Raw genomic sequence first — 15,734 nt, forward strand, 5'->3', positions numbered from 1 at the left:
CCCTGCTCCCCTGCTCCCCTGCTCCCCTGCTCCCTCGCTCCCCCGCTTCCCCACTCCCTAGATCCAAACCTGCTTCTGCCAGGAGAGTATGCTTGTTAATAATGATCGTTGCCAGACCCCAGTAGGGGCCACCTTTAGGTACGCCCTCCTTTGGCGTGATAAAAATTGGAGTGTGGCTGATAAACGCCCCAGTACCATCGCTCCAGTGAACTGGCCCAGCAACTACAGTGCTTTTAGTATTAATAGCCCGCAGGATCGCCTGCCTTTCCTGCGATTTATCCAGAAGGTTAAGCCCCAGTGCGATTTTCGCCTCTGGCGGATAGATATGACTGATAACTGTATCTTTAGCCAATTCGATAATACGGATGCCTGTTTGTTTTGCCGCCAGTACCCTAGCCAGAGTCTGAAATTCCTGCGAGCCAATATCAGGATGGGTTGAGACGTGAGCCACAAGTCCTTCTGTGAGAAATAACCGCGAGTTCAGAGCACCTTCAAGCCGAGCACGTGCTGTACTGACTTGATTGAGAGTGTCAATACGCCTTTGTTCGCGGAAACGCTGCTGTTCTGAGCGATCCAAAGCCCAAACCCCAGCAAGAATCGTTACCATTGCCGATACCGCCGCTAAGTAAGGCAAAGCTCTAAAATTCATAACCCTGTTGCCAATCCTATAAATACGCCCGCCACCATTAGCTATTAATACTTAGTCCTTCATTATTCGCAATCAGTCTCCCAAAGCACCGCTGTTGTTTGACTTTTCTTTACTCCGCCCGCGACTCGCAATCAATAACTGTTCTGCTTGCAGCAGGACTGAGGCACTTGACGGTCAAACTTTTCTTAGCCTAGCTAAATTATCAAGTTAGTAAATGAAACTGCGGTTTCTAGCTTGATACAGATACACTAATCACATTGTGGCCGAGAAATCGTGAGATTGCTGCGATCTGTAGCAGGAAATCTTAAAAAAAAGTAAGATTTGCCCAGTTTCCCTAACCTCAAATGTCACTTCCTATAACTAAAATGTCTTTTACTTTCTTGCGAAGATACTTAACCCCTTACCTATTCTTGATCCCAGCTCTGCTTGCCTTGGCTTTAACTGTCTTGTGGCCGGCCGTGCAAGCTTTTTACCTCAGTTTCACTGGCTACGAATACGACTTAACCCAGTTACCACAGTGGGTTGGTTTGAAAAACTTTCAAAAGCTCTACGCCGATCCGGTGTTTTGGCAGACTTTGCGAAACACGCTACTATACCTCATCTGTGTAGTACCTGTCATGGCGATCGCTCCTTTGGGACTAGCGATTTTAGTCAACCAAAAACTGCGCGGAATGCACTGGTTTCGAGCCGCATTTTATACTCCTGTGGTAATTTCGATGGTTGTGGCTGGACTTGCCTGGAAGTGGCTGTATGCGGAAAATGGATTGCTCAATCAATTGGGTCAATTATTTTCCTTTCCCCCTATTCCTTGGCTCTCCAGTCCTAATTTAGCGCTTTTTAGTGTTATGGCTGTTACTATCTGGAAGGGGCTAGGCTATTACATGGTAATTTACTTAGCAGGCCTGCAAGCAATTTCAGAGGAACTCTACGAGGCCGCTGCTATTGACGGTTCAGACGGCTTCCGCAAGCACTGGGACATTACTTTACCACTGATGAAACCCTATTTGGTGCTAGTAGCAGTAATTTCTGCTATCTCTGCTACAAAAGTGTTTGAAGAAATATATATTATGACCCAGGGAGGGCCGCTTAATAGTTCTAAGACTATTGTTTATTACCTTTATGAAAGGGCTTTTCAGGATTTAGAAATTAGCTATGCTTGCACCATTGGTTTGGTCTTATTTTTGATTATTTTGGGGCTATCAATTCTGCAATTTAGTATTCAGCAATCAGGAGTAGGAAGACTAGATAATTAATATCCCGACGGCTGATTAAACAAGTTGAATTAGATTACTAATACCTCATAGGATGATAGCGAGGATAAATTAAGCAATATGACAGGAGATACTCTCAATCGCGATCGAGGCTTTCAATTCCGCCGTTTATTTGTTAATTGGCGAGGAGATTTGACGGGAGGCTTGACAGCGGCGGTGGTAGCTTTGCCTCTAGCTTTAGCATTTGCAGTCGCAAGTGGAGTTGAGCCGAGGGCGGGACTCTATACGGCAATTGTGGCAGGAATTGTGGCGGCAATTTTTGGCGGTTCTCCCGTACAAATTACTGGCCCGACGGGAGCGATGGCGGTGATTTTGGTGGGGATTGTTAGTAAGTACGGCATCGAAAAAGTTTGGATTGCGGGGGTGATGGCTGGAATTATTCAGGTTGCTCTAGGAATTGCTAAATTAGGGCGGACTGTGAAGTTTATTCCCTATCCAGTGACGGCGGGATTTACTAATGGAATTGCGGTAATTATTTTTTGCGGTCAGCTCAATAATTTCTTTGGCTTACAATTGCCGCGTAGGGAACATTTTTTGCCGGGATTGTGGCAGAGTTTGACTCATTTGCAGGGTCTAAATTGGGCGGCGGTTGGCTTAGCAATGGGAGTGATTGCTATCAAGCTGCTTTGGCCTCGGATTAATCGCACCATTCCTGGTTCATTGGTGGGGATGATAGTCGCAACTGCGATCGCCTCTTATTTTCACCTCGATGTACCCACTATTGGCGCAATTCCCCAATCTTTGCCTTTACCGCATGGGATTCCTCACTGGAATGATTTTGGGTTAATCCAAGAATTGATTAAGCCGGCTTTGGCGTTGGCGGCGTTGGGAAGTATTGAGTCTTTGCTGTCGGCGGTAGTTGCAGATGGGATGACTGTCAGCGAGAAACACGATAGCGATCGCGAACTTATCGGTCAAGGTTTGGCGAATATCGCCATCCCCTTCTTTGGGGGTATACCCGCCACAGGCGCGATCGCGCGTACTGCCGTCAATGTCCGATCGGGGGGCAAAACTCGACTTTCTGGAGTTATTCACAGCCTTGCGATCGCCCTAATTATCTTAGTTTTTGCTCCTCTGGCGGCGCAAATTCCCCTAGCAGCTTTAGCTGGCATTTTGATGGTAACAAGTGCGAGGATGGTAGAGTGGGAAGCTATTGGTTTGCTGATGCGAGCTACTTACTCTGATTTTGGCGTAATGATTCTGACTTGGTTGGTGACAATATGTTTTGATTTAGTCCTAGCTGTGGAAGTAGGGTTGATTGCTGCTGGCGCTCTATTTATTAAACGCATGAGCGAATTAAGCTTAGGCAAAATTCCCGAAACAGAAGCATTTCCCCCTGGAATTCCGCTGGAATTGAGCAAGGAAATTGCCGTTTACCGGGTGGATGGCCCAGTATTTTTCGGTGCAGCGGAACGGTTTGTCACTTTCCTCCGAGAACAACCAGAAGTGAAATTTTTGGTTTTACGATTGCGTTACGTTCCCAATATGGACACGACTGGTTTAGTAGCTTTGGAAGACATTTTTAATGACTTAAAACGCCATGATTGTCGATTACTTCTAAGCGGTTTGCAGCCGGAAGTGGAAGGACTTCTAGAGCGCACTGGCTTACTGGAAAAAATTGGTCGCGAAAATTGTTTTGAAACAACAGAGGTAGCAATATTATCTCTAACTCCTGGCTTTAAAGGAAGTTCTCAGCCAACTATTGCTACTAAGCCAGAATTAGCTGTTTAATTCGTGAATGAAGAGCGAGGGGAAAAGCAAGTGAGTAATGGTAAGGGAGAATTGTACCTGCCTTCGCGTTAGGTTTTTGCCCTCTTCTTTTTCCCTTCTCCCCTCTTCCCTCTTCCTTCTTCCTTCAGCAAAAAATGATATAAAATGTATTGTGTAAGATTTGGCAGATGAAACAATTGTTTAAATTATCAAGGAGTAGCATTATGGGATGTCAGTGTTGCGATCGGCGCTATTTTCTGAAATCTTTATTGTCAGGCGCGTTCGCATTTACAGTCCTTCAACCGACTCAACCTGCTAGAGCCGAAGAGCGGGAAGCTAAAGCACTGGTTCTTAGTTGCATAGACTTTCGCTTTCTCGGATCGGAAAGATACTTTTTATCTTTACAAAACCTGGGTAATCAGTATGACTGGACGGCTTTAGCTGGAGCCTCTCTTGCTTTGGCCGGATTTCCCAGCGGGGCTGATACTCAAGCTTTTTGGGATCAATTAGACTTATCCTACAAACTGCACCATATTAAAAAAGTAATCATTCTCGACCATCAAGATTGTGGAGCTTATGCGATTAAATTTGACCCCGAATTGAACCAAGATGCTGAACGAGAGTTGCAAGTCCACACGGATTACTTGAATCAAGCTTTTTGGGCAATTCGCAAGCGCTATCCCGACCTAAATATAGAGCTTTATTTTGTTAATTCTAATGCTGAAGTTAAACCTATTTTGCCTATAACTCAGACTGCAAAAACTACCCGCACCACCTAAGATTTTAGAGGGAGTTATCCCTATAAAAACAATAGTTTCAGCAATTAAGAATTTCCTAACTGTGTTGATGCTTGCTATCTTTCTACTTACGGTAGTTTAATTTGAATGGCAAATGTAGTAAAGATATTTCCTCCCAGCGGAGAACTTTTCAGCTTGTAAAGTCTCGTTAAGACTCTTAACAAAATGTGTAAAATCAAACCCAAAACTCAAATAGACCCTTAACCTAGAGATTTATAGTAACTAACCCCCGAATTTATGAATAACCTCCATAACTATCGCCTCAAATGCACGCTCACCTTCGGTGACATCTACGGTCAAATCATTGCTTGGCTAATTGTCATCTTCCTGAGCCTAGCATCATCATTAGCTTTGTGGAGCAGCGCCCGTCAGATCTACGCCCTAGCCACTGTGGGTATAGTTTTAGTGCTGTCTTTGCCATTCTTGCTGTTTGCCTTCGTCACCACCCTCCTAAACCATATCGAAGTAACAGCCATTGACCCAGCAACCGAACCCCAAGCCACTATTACAGGAACGATGCCCAATCATAAACCAGCCGAAGCGATCGGCTGATCGGATTTTAGATGTGAACAGGCAGCTAAAATCCAAAAAATTTCCCTGCCTTGAGGTAGGGAGTTTTTTTATGCTTGACACTCCCACCCTCAAGGGGCAATACTCGCGGCGCGGTTAAATTCTGTCACGATAAGAACAGCAGAACAATTCAAAATCAGCTAATGTTAGAACACGACGTAATCATAGTAGGCGGTGGGTTAGCCGGTTGCCGCGCCGCAGTAGAAATTGCTCGCACCGACCCCAGCTTAAAAGTAGCTGTCGTCGCCAAAACTCACCCGATTCGATCGCACTCTGTCGCCGCCCAGGGGGGGATGGCCGCCACACTAAATAATGTAGATACTGAAGATACTTGGAAAGCGCACGCCTTCGATACAGTAAAGGGTTCTGACTATTTGGCGGATCAAGACGCGGTAGAAATTCTTACTCGCGAGGCCCCAAATGTAGTCATAGATTTGGAACACATGGGGGTATTATTTTCCCGCCTCGCAGATGGGAGAATTGCCCAACGTGCTTTTGGGGGACATTCTCATATCCGTACTTGCTACGCCGCTGATAAAACCGGTCACGCCATCCTCCATGAATTAGTCAACAATTTGCGTCGCTATGGAGTTCACATCTACGAAGAGTGGTATGTGATGCGTTTGATTTTAGAAGAAGGCCAGGCGAAGGGATTAGTAATGTATCGCCTTGTCGATGGTCAAATTGAAGTTGTCCGCGCTAAGGCGGTGATGTTTGCTACTGGTGGTTATGGTCGGGCTTACAATACGACATCTAATGATTATGCTTCGACGGGAGACGGTTTGGCGATGTCTGCCTTGGCGGGAGTACCCTTGCAGGATATGGAATTTGTGCAGTTTCACCCCACTGGTTTGTATCCAGCAGGAGTGTTAATTTCCGAAGCTGTGCGGGGTGAGGGCGCTTATTTGATTAACTCGGAAGGCGATCGCTTTATGGCTAATTATGCCCCTAGCAGGATGGAGTTAGCACCAAGGGATATTACATCTAGGGCAATTTCATTAGAAATTCGCGCTGGACGTGGTATCAATACCGATGGTAGTGCAGGCGGCCCTTTTATTTACATGGATTTGCGACACATGGGCCGGGAAAAAATCATGAGTAAAATTCCTTTTGCTTGGGAAGAAGCGCACCGATTATTAGGAATTGATGCTGTAAATCAACCGATGCCTGTGCGTCCAACGGTACACTATTCAATGGGCGGAATTCCCACTAATACCGGCGGTCAAGTTCGTAGCAGTAGTGATGGTTTGGTTGATAGTTTTTTTGCTGCGGGTGAAGCTGCTTGCGTCTCAGTTCACGGCGCGAACCGTTTGGGCAGTAATTCGCTATTGGAATGTGTAGTTTATGGAAAAATTACTGGTGCAACTATAGCAGAATTTGTGCAAAATCGCAAGTTACCATCAGTGAATGAACAGCGTTATGTGCAGGAAGCTCAAGAGCAAATTCAATCGCTAATCGATCAACCTGGAAAAATTAGAATTGACCAATTAAGACAGCAGTTTCAAGATACTATGACTGCACACTGTGGTGTGTTCCGTACTCAGGAAGTGATGCAGGATGGCTTGAGTAAATTGTCAGAGTTACAAGGGCAATATCAGGATATTTACTTAGATGATAAGGGTAAGCTTTGGAATACGGAAATTGTAGAAGCCTTGGAATTACAAAGTTTGATGATTGTGGGGCAGTTAATTTTAACTTCGGCTTTGAATCGTCAAGAAAGTCGCGGCGCTCATTCGCGGGAGGATTTTCCGCAGCGGGATGATGGCAGTTTCTTAAAGCATACAATGGCTTATTATTCGCCTGCCGGGATTGATTTGTCTTATCGACCTGTGGCGATTACGATGTTTGAACCCCAGGAGAGAAAGTATTAATTAAAGAGTTAACAGTTAACTGTTAACGGTTAACTGTTAACCCTTTAATTAAATGAGGCTAAAAGCTCTCCAGCAGCCTCGACATCCAGGGGCTTAGAAAAAAAGAATCCCTGTCCGTATTCGCACCCCAATTCCCTTAATCGATTCAATTGTTCTTGCGTTTCTATCCCTTCGGCAACCACATCCAGTCCCAAAGAGTGAGCCAAAGCAATAATCGTCTTCACAATATCAAAATCTTTACTATCTCCAACCATTCCACTAATAAACTCCCTATCAATTTTCAGAGTATCAATTGGCAGATGATGCAGATATGATAGAGAAGAATAACCCGTGCCAAAATCATCAATCGAAAATTGTATTTGCTTCGCTTTTAACTCTGCTAATAACTGACCCGCTGCTCCAGCATTCTCCATAAACATACTCTCAGTAATCTCCAACTTCAAAGACTCGCCACTTAAAGAAAACTGTTCTAACAACTTCTCAATCAGCAGCACCAAATCTGGACTAGAAAGTTGAATTCCCGACAAATTAACACTCATACTCAAAGGTCGGACATTCGGAAACTGTTCTAGCCAATTCCTCAAACACCCCATCGCTTCCGATAGTACCCATGCCCCTAAAGACAGAATTAATCCTGTTTCTTCCGCAACAGGAATAAACTCGGCTGGAGAAACCATTCCCCTAACTTTATGCCGCCATCTTACTAAGGCTTCAAACCCAACAATTTGTTCATCAACTAATGAGAAAATCGGCTGATAATTTAAATGTAATTGCTCGTTAAAAACTGCTCGCTGCAAATCAGCTTCTAATTCGAGGCGAGAAATTGCACCCGCAAGCATCCCTGGATTAAATACCGCCGTGCTACCTTTACTCTGCACCACTGCGTAGTGCATCGCTGTATCCGCTGCTCTCAATAAATCTTCCGGTTCAAGGCCCTCTAAACTGCTGTGAGCAATACCAATACTCACTGTTGAAGACACTGCCACTTCCTCTAAAACAAAGGGCGTTTCTAAAGCGCGATGGATAGCACTAGCGATATTGCTTGCCTGTTGATTGTCAGAAATATCTTTCAACAATATGGCAAATTCATCACTGCCCACGCGGGCGATTATTGCCGTCTGCGGCATACAACTTTCTAACCGCCGAGCTGTCTGTTTCAACAATTCCTCTCCTACTCCGTGTCCCAAAGTAAATTTGACAACTTGATAGCGGTCTAAGTTCAAAAATAATATCGCAAAGCGATTACTAAGCTGCTCTTGGCTAATATGAATGCAGACTTCTATCTGTTCGATAAATCCGTTTCGGTTCAGTAAACCCGTAAGATCATCATAAAATGCCTGGTACCGTAGTTGTTCTTGCGCGGCTTGAAGCTGCCGTTGATTCTCTCGAACTTCGCGGACAAACCCCAAGGTTTTATTAATAGTAATCTCTAAATCATTAAAGTCAATCGGTTTTGTCAAAAAATCAAAAGCTCCGCGATTCATCGCAGTTCTAATGTTTTTTAATTCGTCGTAAGCTGATACGACAACAGCCTTGAGAGTTGGGTCAACTTTTTTGATTTTATCCAACAGCGTCAAACCATCCATTTCTGGCATCCGAATGTCCGTTAAGATTAAATCAACATCTGGGGAAGCTTCTAGCAAAGATAGGGCTTCAAGGCCGTTACTAACAAAGATAAATTCTAATTCTTTTGCCTTAATTTGTTTGCGAAACCTCTGTTTAATTAAACGTTCCAGACTAAGCTCATCATCTACTACTAAAATAATTTTGGATGTTCTGAAAGATGGCATAGTTAACCACCCCCAGAATTGCTGTATATGGGAATTTCTATGATAAATTCGCTACCCTTTTCTGGATTAGAAATACAGTCAATCCTGCCACCATGTTTTTCTACGACAATTGACCAAGAAATAGACAGCCCCAATCCTGTACCGACCCCCACTTGTTTTGTCGTGAAGAATGGGTTAAAGATATTCTCTCTTACTGATTCTGGCATTCCTAGTCCATTGTCAGAAATGCGGATTATAGCTTGAGGATATAATAATCTCGATGTCTCATCTCTATTGTCATCATTTCCTATCTGCGATTCCCGATTTCCCAATTCAGTTTTAATAGTAATTACCTTGGAATTAGCTTTAATTTCTTCATAACTATATCCTTGATTCGATTCTTCTATTGCATCAATCGCATTGGCAATAATATTCATAAATACCTGATTTAGTTGCCCGGGGTAACATTCCACTAAAGGCAATTCTCCGTAGTCTTTGATTACTTTAATGTCAGGTCTATGTTTATTACCTTTTAGTCGGTGCATCAAAATCATGAGCGTACTCTCAATTCCCTCGTGAATATTGAAAGGAACTTTTTGGACGGTATCGCTTCGCGAGAAGGTTCTCAAAGAGGTGCTAATATTGCGGATGCGTTCTGTTCCTTCTTTCATTGATGCGACAAGTTTAGGCAAGTCTTCAATCACAAAGTCCAACTCGACTTTTTCTATTTTCTCCTGAAGAACGTCACTAGGGTTGGGTAGTTCGGTTTGATAGAGTTCTAAAATATTCAACAATTCTCGGATATAAATTTCTATGTGATCGATATTACCCGAAATAAAGCCAATAGGATTATTAATTTCATGAGCCACTCCTGCCACTAATTGCCCAATAGAAACCATTTTTTCACTTTGAATTAATTGAGCTTGTGCCTGATGTAGCGCCTTGAGGTTTTGTTTCATTTTTTGGACATACTCTAAGGTTCTATTAATGGTAATTTCTAAATCATCAAAGTCAATCGGTTTGGTTAGAAAATCAAAAGCACCCCGATTCATTGCTGTCCTAATATTTTGTAAGTCCCCGTAAGCAGAAACTACTACTGTTTTTAGAGTTAGATTCCCCTCAAGCTCCGAGAGCTTTTCTAGCAAAGTCAGCCCGTCCATTTCTGGCATATTAATGTCAGTTAAAATTACGGCTATGGGGGATTCATCTGCTAATTTTTCTAACGCTTCTCTGCCATTGTGAGCAAAAATAAACTCTAATTCACGATCGCGTATACTTTTACGAAATCGTTGTTTAATTAGCCGCTCCAAGCTTACTTCATCATCTACTACTAAGATTTTATATGTCATTTTTTACCTACTACACACTTGATTTTTTGCTTTTGTTGGCATTGAAGGGGTGATAAAATCGGAAAATAATCTTTATTCTCAAGAGTTGAATTAAATTAAAATTGCCAACTCTATTCTTATAATTCAATCATTTTCTTACCCGACCGCTTATCTTTCATTGCTCAACTGTTTCGGTAAGCAAATGATAAATTTTGTCCCCCTTCCTAGTTCAGTTTCTAGTTGGATGCTGCCTCGGTGTTGTCCTACAATTATATCGTGTGTGAGCGATAGCCCTAAACCTGTACCTTCTCCAGCCGATTTGGTTGTAAAGAAAGGATTAAAGATTTTATCTTGAAGTTCTGATTCGATCCCGCTACCGTTATCAGCAATACTGATTTCTACAGTTTCGCCGCGATTTCGCGTCTTCACAGAGACGGTAGGGTTAAAAGAATCGCCAAGTTCTTGCTTCTTAGTATGCACCGCGTAGCAAGCGTTGTCAATCAAATTGATGAAGGCGCGGCTGAGATCGGAAGCTATTAATTGTAATTGACCGATAGTGGTATCATAATTGGTTTCTATCATTAAATTAAACCTATTATCTTTTGCCCGCCTGCTATGGTAAGCTAAATCAACTGCTTGAGCGAGAAGTTGGTTCAAGTCTATGAGTTGGTATTGACCGCTTTCTGTACGAGCGTGCATCATCATACTTTTAATGATATTTTCGGCTCTTTTGCCATGCAGATTGATGTCACTCGCATTGCCTTTGAGTTCTTCCAGAATATATTTGATATTGTCAAGAGTTTCTGGTTCTAGCTTTTCGGAATTGTTTTCTATTTCTTCTATCAATTCTTCAGTTAATTGTACGCTAGATTCGGCAAAGTTATTGACGAAGTTGAGAGGATTTCTGAGTTCGTGAGCAACACCAGCGGTCAGAGCTCCTAAAGAGGCGAGTTTTTCTTTGGCGATAATCTGTTTTTGAGCTGCTTTGAGTTCAGCAGTTCTTTCTTCTACTTTAGTTTCTAGGTTATGAGAATATTCTGCTAGTTGCTGATTGGCGACTTCTAACTGCTGGTTGCTTTGCTCTAGGTTGCTATATAAAAAGGCATTTTCTAAGGAAATAGCTGCTTGGAGGCAGAGAATATTTAAGACTTCTGTACGCTCTTTTGTAAAAGCTCCGATTGTAATGTTATTTTCTAGATAAATAAGCCCAATTAGTTTGCCTTGATTGAGAATAGGCGAACACAATACTGATTGAGGATGCTGCTGTTGAATGTAAGTATCGGCAGCAAATCTTGAGTCATTAGCAGTGCTATTTAAGACGAGGTTTTGTTTGCTCCTGAGCACATAGTTAACTACTGAAATAGGTAGTAATTCCTTAGCTAAAGGGATTTGCTCTACTGTTACTAATTCTGGGCTGAGAGCGCTGACTTCTATTGTCAATTGATTGTTTTCCTGCAAGATCAAATAGCCTTTTTGAGCTCCAGCGTTTTCTATTAAAATTGTCATTAGTTTGCTGAGCAAACCTTCTAAGGCAAATTCACCGGAAAGTGCTTGTGCAGCTTTCATAACACTAGCGAAGTCTAATACTGCTGAACCTCTCGAACTGGAGTTGGTTGACCGGGTTGAGGTCGTTACTCTAGTTGCTTCTATGTCCGATAACTCTGGGTTTGACGTGCGGAAAATTAGCTGAGGGTAGCGTTCGTCTAAGTCTTTGACTTTAGCTGTTGCTCCCCAGCGGATGTAACCATAGTAGGCTTCTGTCATGTAGGTTTTGGCTATTTTTTCTCTACCGAGAGCGAGATAAAATTCGGCGGCGATTTCGTTCGCTAAGGCTTCTTCTTGGATGTAGCCATTGTTTTTGGCTCCAATAATTGCTCGGTCGTAATAGTCCTGAGCTTTGAGGATATCGCCAGAAATTCGCGCTCTTTCTGCTTCAACGAGTTCGTATTTATGCTGGTAGTTGGCAGGGGCGTGGTGGGCCCAGTGCTGCATTTTTTTCTGGTTTTCTTCTACTTGGAGTAGATATTGTTGTTGTTTAGTAGGTTCGACCTTGGAATAATGAGCGAGGAGAGATAGGGAATAATAAAAGTTATAAACTGCAAGAGTCATCAAGCCTATCCCACTCGCAATTTGTTCTAGTACTAGCAAAGCATTGTCAATAGCTTGAGAAAAATCTTTGAATAAATAGCAGAGAATTGTTTTATTAATATATACAACAAAAAGAGTTCCACTATTTTTTGTTGCTTGCAAATAGGGCAGCATAGCTGTCTCGTCAAAACTTTCACCAATCAACAGAATTTTATTGGGCGCTAGCCCTTGTAAATTTAAGGTTAGTTGATGAAAACTTTGTATATAGTTGGTGACGAATTCTTGCTTTAATTTTTTCATTAAACCAATATATGCCAATTGTTCATTTGCCACTAATTCTAATGGCTTACCAACCCAAAGTATGTAAGCTGAGTAGTGAAGAGCACAAATACCAGCATATTCCATATCTCCAGTCTCTAGTCCACTGTGAAATCCCTCTATTAATGGTGCTAAAGTTTCCACCGTATGTTCTTTCCAGTGTCGAATCAAACCGTTAAAAGGAGCATAAACTTTACTTTTGAGTTCTCTAGCATTGAATTGCTCTAATAATCTTAAAGATAGTTGACCCGCATAATATCCAGCATCCAATTCGCCCATTACTCCCGATAAAATCATGCCATAATCAACATAGGCGATCGCAGCTACAGCCGAATGACCTTCTTCAATACAAAGAGCAAGCATAGTGAAAACTATCTGCACAAAAGCTTGAGGATTAGCAATCACAGCAGCAGCACTAATATTCATCAAAATTTGCATAGCGGCTAGCTTATACGGATCGGTCATTATAGGGAAACTTTCTAAATCTTCAAGCCGAGGCAAATTGAATTTTTCAGTGCTATCATTGCCAGGGAGAGGAGATAATTGTACGCCCAACAATTCCACGACTTTTGTTCCTGTTTCAATTGCTTTTAGCATCTGATTTTGTGCAATAGCAAACTGAATTTCTAGCTCATACACTTTCACCTTGTCCAGTAAATTTTTAGCTTGCTCCAAAACAATTTTTACCAAGTTTTCTGCTCGCTCAAAATTAGTATTTAAATATTCTGCTTCCGCCGCTTCCACATGAAGTTTAAGGCTCAATTCATAGTGACTATACCAGCTATTTTCTGGCAACAATTCCAACCCTACTGTTAAATATTTAACAGCCGCATCAATTGCTGTAGATATTTTTGCCTTCTTACCAGCTCTCAAGTTCAGATTAGCTAGTTCCTCTTTTTCTGAAGATTTCGTAATGAATTCTCTACCGATATTAAGCTGATTAACTATATCAAAAATTGTTTCTTCTAAGGCATAATTTGCTGTCTGATGTAACAGCAATTGACCGATTTTTAGATGAGTAAATTTTTTCTGCTCTTCAGGAATTAGGGAATAGGCTGCTTGCTGTACTCGGTCATGGAGAAATTTATAGCCAACTCTAAACTCTTCGAGAGGTGTTGTATCTTGTTCAGAGGGGTCAAGCTGTAACGGTATTTTATAATCATTACTTAAAGGTAACAATAAACCTAATTGCAACGCTTCCCAGAGATTATCTGCTATGCCAAACTGAGATTTTTCGCTGACTATTGCTAAGACATCTAAGTAAAAAGAGTTACCAATACAAGCAGCTAATTTTAACGCTTCTTGAGTAGATTCTGGGAGTTTTTGTAAGTTTCTCGCTACTAACTGGACAACGTTGTAATCGGTAATACCGATTGCTTGTATTTCCTCTAGGTTCCACAGCCAACGCCCCCGATCAAAGTCAAATTGCAACAGTCTTTCTGCATACAGGGTTTGCAGCAATTGGTTCATAAAGAAGGGATTTCCCTGAGTCTTATTGAAAATGAGGCGGCTGAGTTCTTGGGAGCGTTCAGAATCTTTTAGGGTATCAGCGAGGATTAAATTAACTATATTAAGCGTTAAAGGTTGGAGGACAATATTATTAACTATTGCCCCAGTTTTTTGTATTTCCTCCAGGGTTGATATCAAGGCATGAGTAGGACTGACTTCGTTATCTCTATAGGCTCCAATTAGTAATAAATACTTGCTATCATCGTCAGTCATTAGCAGTTGGATTAACTTCAAAGAAGCTAAATCTGCCCACTGCAAATCATCAAGGAATAGAACAAGGGGATGCGTTTTTTTTGTAAAGACACTGATGAAATTTTTAAAGACTAAATTGAAGCGGTTTTGAGAGGCGGTAGGTTCAAGTTCCGGGACTTTTGGCTGACTACCAATAATCAATTCCACTTCTGGAATTACATCAATGATGACTTGACCATTGACCCCTAATGCTTCTAAAAATTCTGATTTCCAAATGGATATTTGTTCAGTAGTTTCTGTTAACTGCTGGCGGATTAGTTCTGAGAAAGCTTGAATAATCGCTGCATAGGGAATGTTACGCTTGAATTGGTCAAATTTCCCAGTAGTAAAGTAGCCCCGTTGTCGGACTATGGGTTTGTGGACTTCCTGAACAACGCTAGTTTTGCCAATGCCGGAGTAACCAGAAACTAGCATTATTTCAACCTTGCTTAACCCGGTTGGGGGATTACTAATTCGTTCAAATGCTTCTAGTAATGCTGTAACTTCCAATTCCCGACCGTAAAGTTTTTGAGGAATGAGAAATTGTCCTGATTTATCTTTTTTACCTGGAGTCAAGTTACGAATACGTCCAGTAGCTTGTAATTGGTTTAAGCATTCTTCTAAGTCTACTTTCAGTCCTTGGGCACTTTGATAGCGGTCTTCCGCATTCTTTGCTATTAATTTCATCACAATAGCACTGATAGCATCAGGAATTTCCGGGTTAAGCTGTTGAATGGGAGTCGGATTTTTGGCAATGTGGCAATAGACTAATTCCAATGGTTCAAAACTGGTAAATGGAACTTGACCCGTTAGCATTTCATAGCAGGTGATGCCGAGGGAATAGAAATCGGTGCGGTAGTCGAGAGTGCGGTTCATTCTCCCAGTTTGTTCGGGAGACATATAGGCAAGAGTGCCTTCAAGTTCGTTGGGGTTATTGATAGTTGGGGTTTCTCGGCTCAGGCGAGTGGCGATGCTGAAATCGATGAGTTTAAGTTGCTTGGTAGTGGCGTTAATGATGATATTACTTGGTTTAATATCTTTGTGAATGATGCTGTGTTGATGGAGTTCAGTAAGACCAATTGCAAGTTGTAAAGCGATGCTAAGAAATTCTTTAATAGTAGTTTTTTTTGCTGCTAAAAGTTGCTTGAGAGAAGTTCCGCCCAAGTCTTCCATGATCAGAGCGTAGCTGTTACCTGCAATTTCTAGACTGTAGGTGTTAACAACGCCTTGTAAGTTTAAATTTTGAGTTATTTTATATTCGTGTCTGAGGCGAGTAATATCTTCTATAGTAGGGAACTCGGCTGTTAGGGTTTTGATGATGATTTGGGTACGGTCTTTTTCTCGGATTCCTCGGTAGATGGCGTTCTTTATTCCCACTTGGACTGACTGGGTGATTTGATAACCGGGAAGGTCGAACATATTGGAATCTCCTGTACCGAGAGAAGCAAGTTGTCGATAAGTATATCGAATTTTTCGGGCAAGTAGGAATGGAAGTGAAATTTTAGCCCCCTCTCTCCACTTTGGGGAAAGCTGAGAGAGGGGTGATAGGTGCAAGATTTGAGTTTTAAATGAATATATACAAGTCTAAATTATTCATACGTATTTGTAGGGTAGTGCCCATTG

The 15,734-nt window shown here is 42.0% G+C and carries 9 protein-coding genes; 5 read left to right on the forward strand and 4 right to left on the reverse strand.

Going from position 1 to position 15,734, the window contains the following annotated elements; translation table 11 throughout:
- Positions 1 to 649: CHASE domain-containing protein (locus PN499_RS09145; protein ID WP_272031492.1), on the reverse strand; the 649-nt coding region annotated here is incomplete at its 3' end.
- A gap of 365 nt (positions 650 to 1,014) precedes the next feature.
- Between PN499_RS09145 and PN499_RS09150 the strand changes: the two genes are divergently transcribed.
- The 5 genes from PN499_RS09150 (at position 1,015) to PN499_RS09170 (ending at position 6,868) form a co-directional block, all read left to right on the forward strand.
- Positions 1,015 to 1,902: a carbohydrate ABC transporter permease gene (locus PN499_RS09150; protein ID WP_272031493.1), complete on the forward strand. Its 888-nt coding sequence runs from the start codon at positions 1,015 to 1,017 to the stop codon at positions 1,900 to 1,902.
- A gap of 78 nt (positions 1,903 to 1,980) precedes the next feature.
- Positions 1,981 to 3,651 carry a SulP family inorganic anion transporter gene (locus PN499_RS09155; RefSeq protein WP_272031494.1) on the forward strand — a complete coding sequence of 557 codons (1,671 nt, stop codon included), beginning with the start codon at positions 1,981 to 1,983 and terminating at the stop codon, positions 3,649 to 3,651.
- A gap of 203 nt (positions 3,652 to 3,854) precedes the next feature.
- A complete protein-coding gene (locus PN499_RS09160; RefSeq protein WP_272031495.1) occupies positions 3,855 to 4,409 on the forward strand; it encodes a carbonic anhydrase in 555 nt (184 codons plus the stop codon).
- A 255-nt stretch (positions 4,410 to 4,664) separates the two neighbouring features.
- A complete protein-coding gene (locus PN499_RS09165) occupies positions 4,665 to 4,979 on the forward strand; it encodes a hypothetical protein (RefSeq protein WP_007358007.1) in 315 nt (104 codons plus the stop codon).
- Between the two features lie 161 nt (positions 4,980 to 5,140).
- Positions 5,141 to 6,868, forward strand: coding sequence for a succinate dehydrogenase/fumarate reductase flavoprotein subunit (locus PN499_RS09170; RefSeq protein WP_272031496.1), 1,728 nt, complete (start codon positions 5,141 to 5,143; stop codon positions 6,866 to 6,868).
- A gap of 44 nt (positions 6,869 to 6,912) precedes the next feature.
- Here PN499_RS09170 and PN499_RS09175 read toward each other — a convergent pair whose 3' ends face one another.
- The 3 genes from PN499_RS09175 to PN499_RS09185 all read right to left on the reverse strand — a co-directional run bounded on the left by PN499_RS09175 (position 6,913) and on the right by PN499_RS09185 (position 15,530).
- Positions 6,913 to 8,658 carry an EAL domain-containing response regulator gene (locus PN499_RS09175; RefSeq protein ID WP_272031498.1) on the reverse strand — a complete coding sequence of 582 codons (1,746 nt, stop codon included), beginning with the start codon at positions 8,656 to 8,658 and terminating at the stop codon, positions 6,913 to 6,915.
- A gap of 2 nt (positions 8,659 to 8,660) precedes the next feature.
- Complete coding sequence (locus tag PN499_RS09180; protein WP_272031499.1) at positions 8,661 to 9,986, reverse strand: sensor histidine kinase; 1,326 nt, start codon at positions 9,984 to 9,986, stop codon at positions 8,661 to 8,663.
- 147 nt (positions 9,987 to 10,133) lie between these two features.
- Positions 10,134 to 15,530 carry a trifunctional serine/threonine-protein kinase/ATP-binding protein/sensor histidine kinase gene (locus tag PN499_RS09185; protein WP_272031500.1) on the reverse strand — a complete coding sequence of 1,799 codons (5,397 nt, stop codon included), beginning with the start codon at positions 15,528 to 15,530 and terminating at the stop codon, positions 10,134 to 10,136.
- Positions 15,531 to 15,734: the final 204 nt, after the last annotated feature.

It is taken from the genome of Kamptonema animale CS-326 (genome assembly GCF_028330895.1).
GTDB classification, from domain to species: domain Bacteria; phylum Cyanobacteriota; class Cyanobacteriia; order Cyanobacteriales; family Microcoleaceae; genus Kamptonema; species Kamptonema formosum.

Excerpts from the sequence above, each read along its gene's own strand:
- PN499_RS09175 (WP_272031498.1), bottom strand. The coding sequence starts at position 8,658 with ATGCCATCTTTCAGAACATCCAAAATTATTTTAGTAGTAGATGATGAG.
- PN499_RS09155 (WP_272031494.1), top strand. The coding sequence starts at position 1,981 with ATGACAGGAGATACTCTCAATCGCGATCGAGGCTTTCAATTCCGCCGT.
- PN499_RS09165 (WP_007358007.1), top strand. The coding sequence starts at position 4,665 with ATGAATAACCTCCATAACTATCGCCTCAAATGCACGCTCACCTTCGGT.
- PN499_RS09170 (WP_272031496.1), top strand. The coding sequence starts at position 5,141 with ATGTTAGAACACGACGTAATCATAGTAGGCGGTGGGTTAGCCGGTTGC.
- PN499_RS09185 (WP_272031500.1), bottom strand. The coding sequence starts at position 15,530 with ATGTTCGACCTTCCCGGTTATCAAATCACCCAGTCAGTCCAAGTGGGA.
- PN499_RS09180 (WP_272031499.1), bottom strand. The coding sequence starts at position 9,986 with ATGACATATAAAATCTTAGTAGTAGATGATGAAGTAAGCTTGGAGCGG.
- PN499_RS09160 (WP_272031495.1), top strand. The coding sequence starts at position 3,855 with ATGGGATGTCAGTGTTGCGATCGGCGCTATTTTCTGAAATCTTTATTG.
- PN499_RS09150 (WP_272031493.1), top strand. The coding sequence starts at position 1,015 with ATGTCTTTTACTTTCTTGCGAAGATACTTAACCCCTTACCTATTCTTG.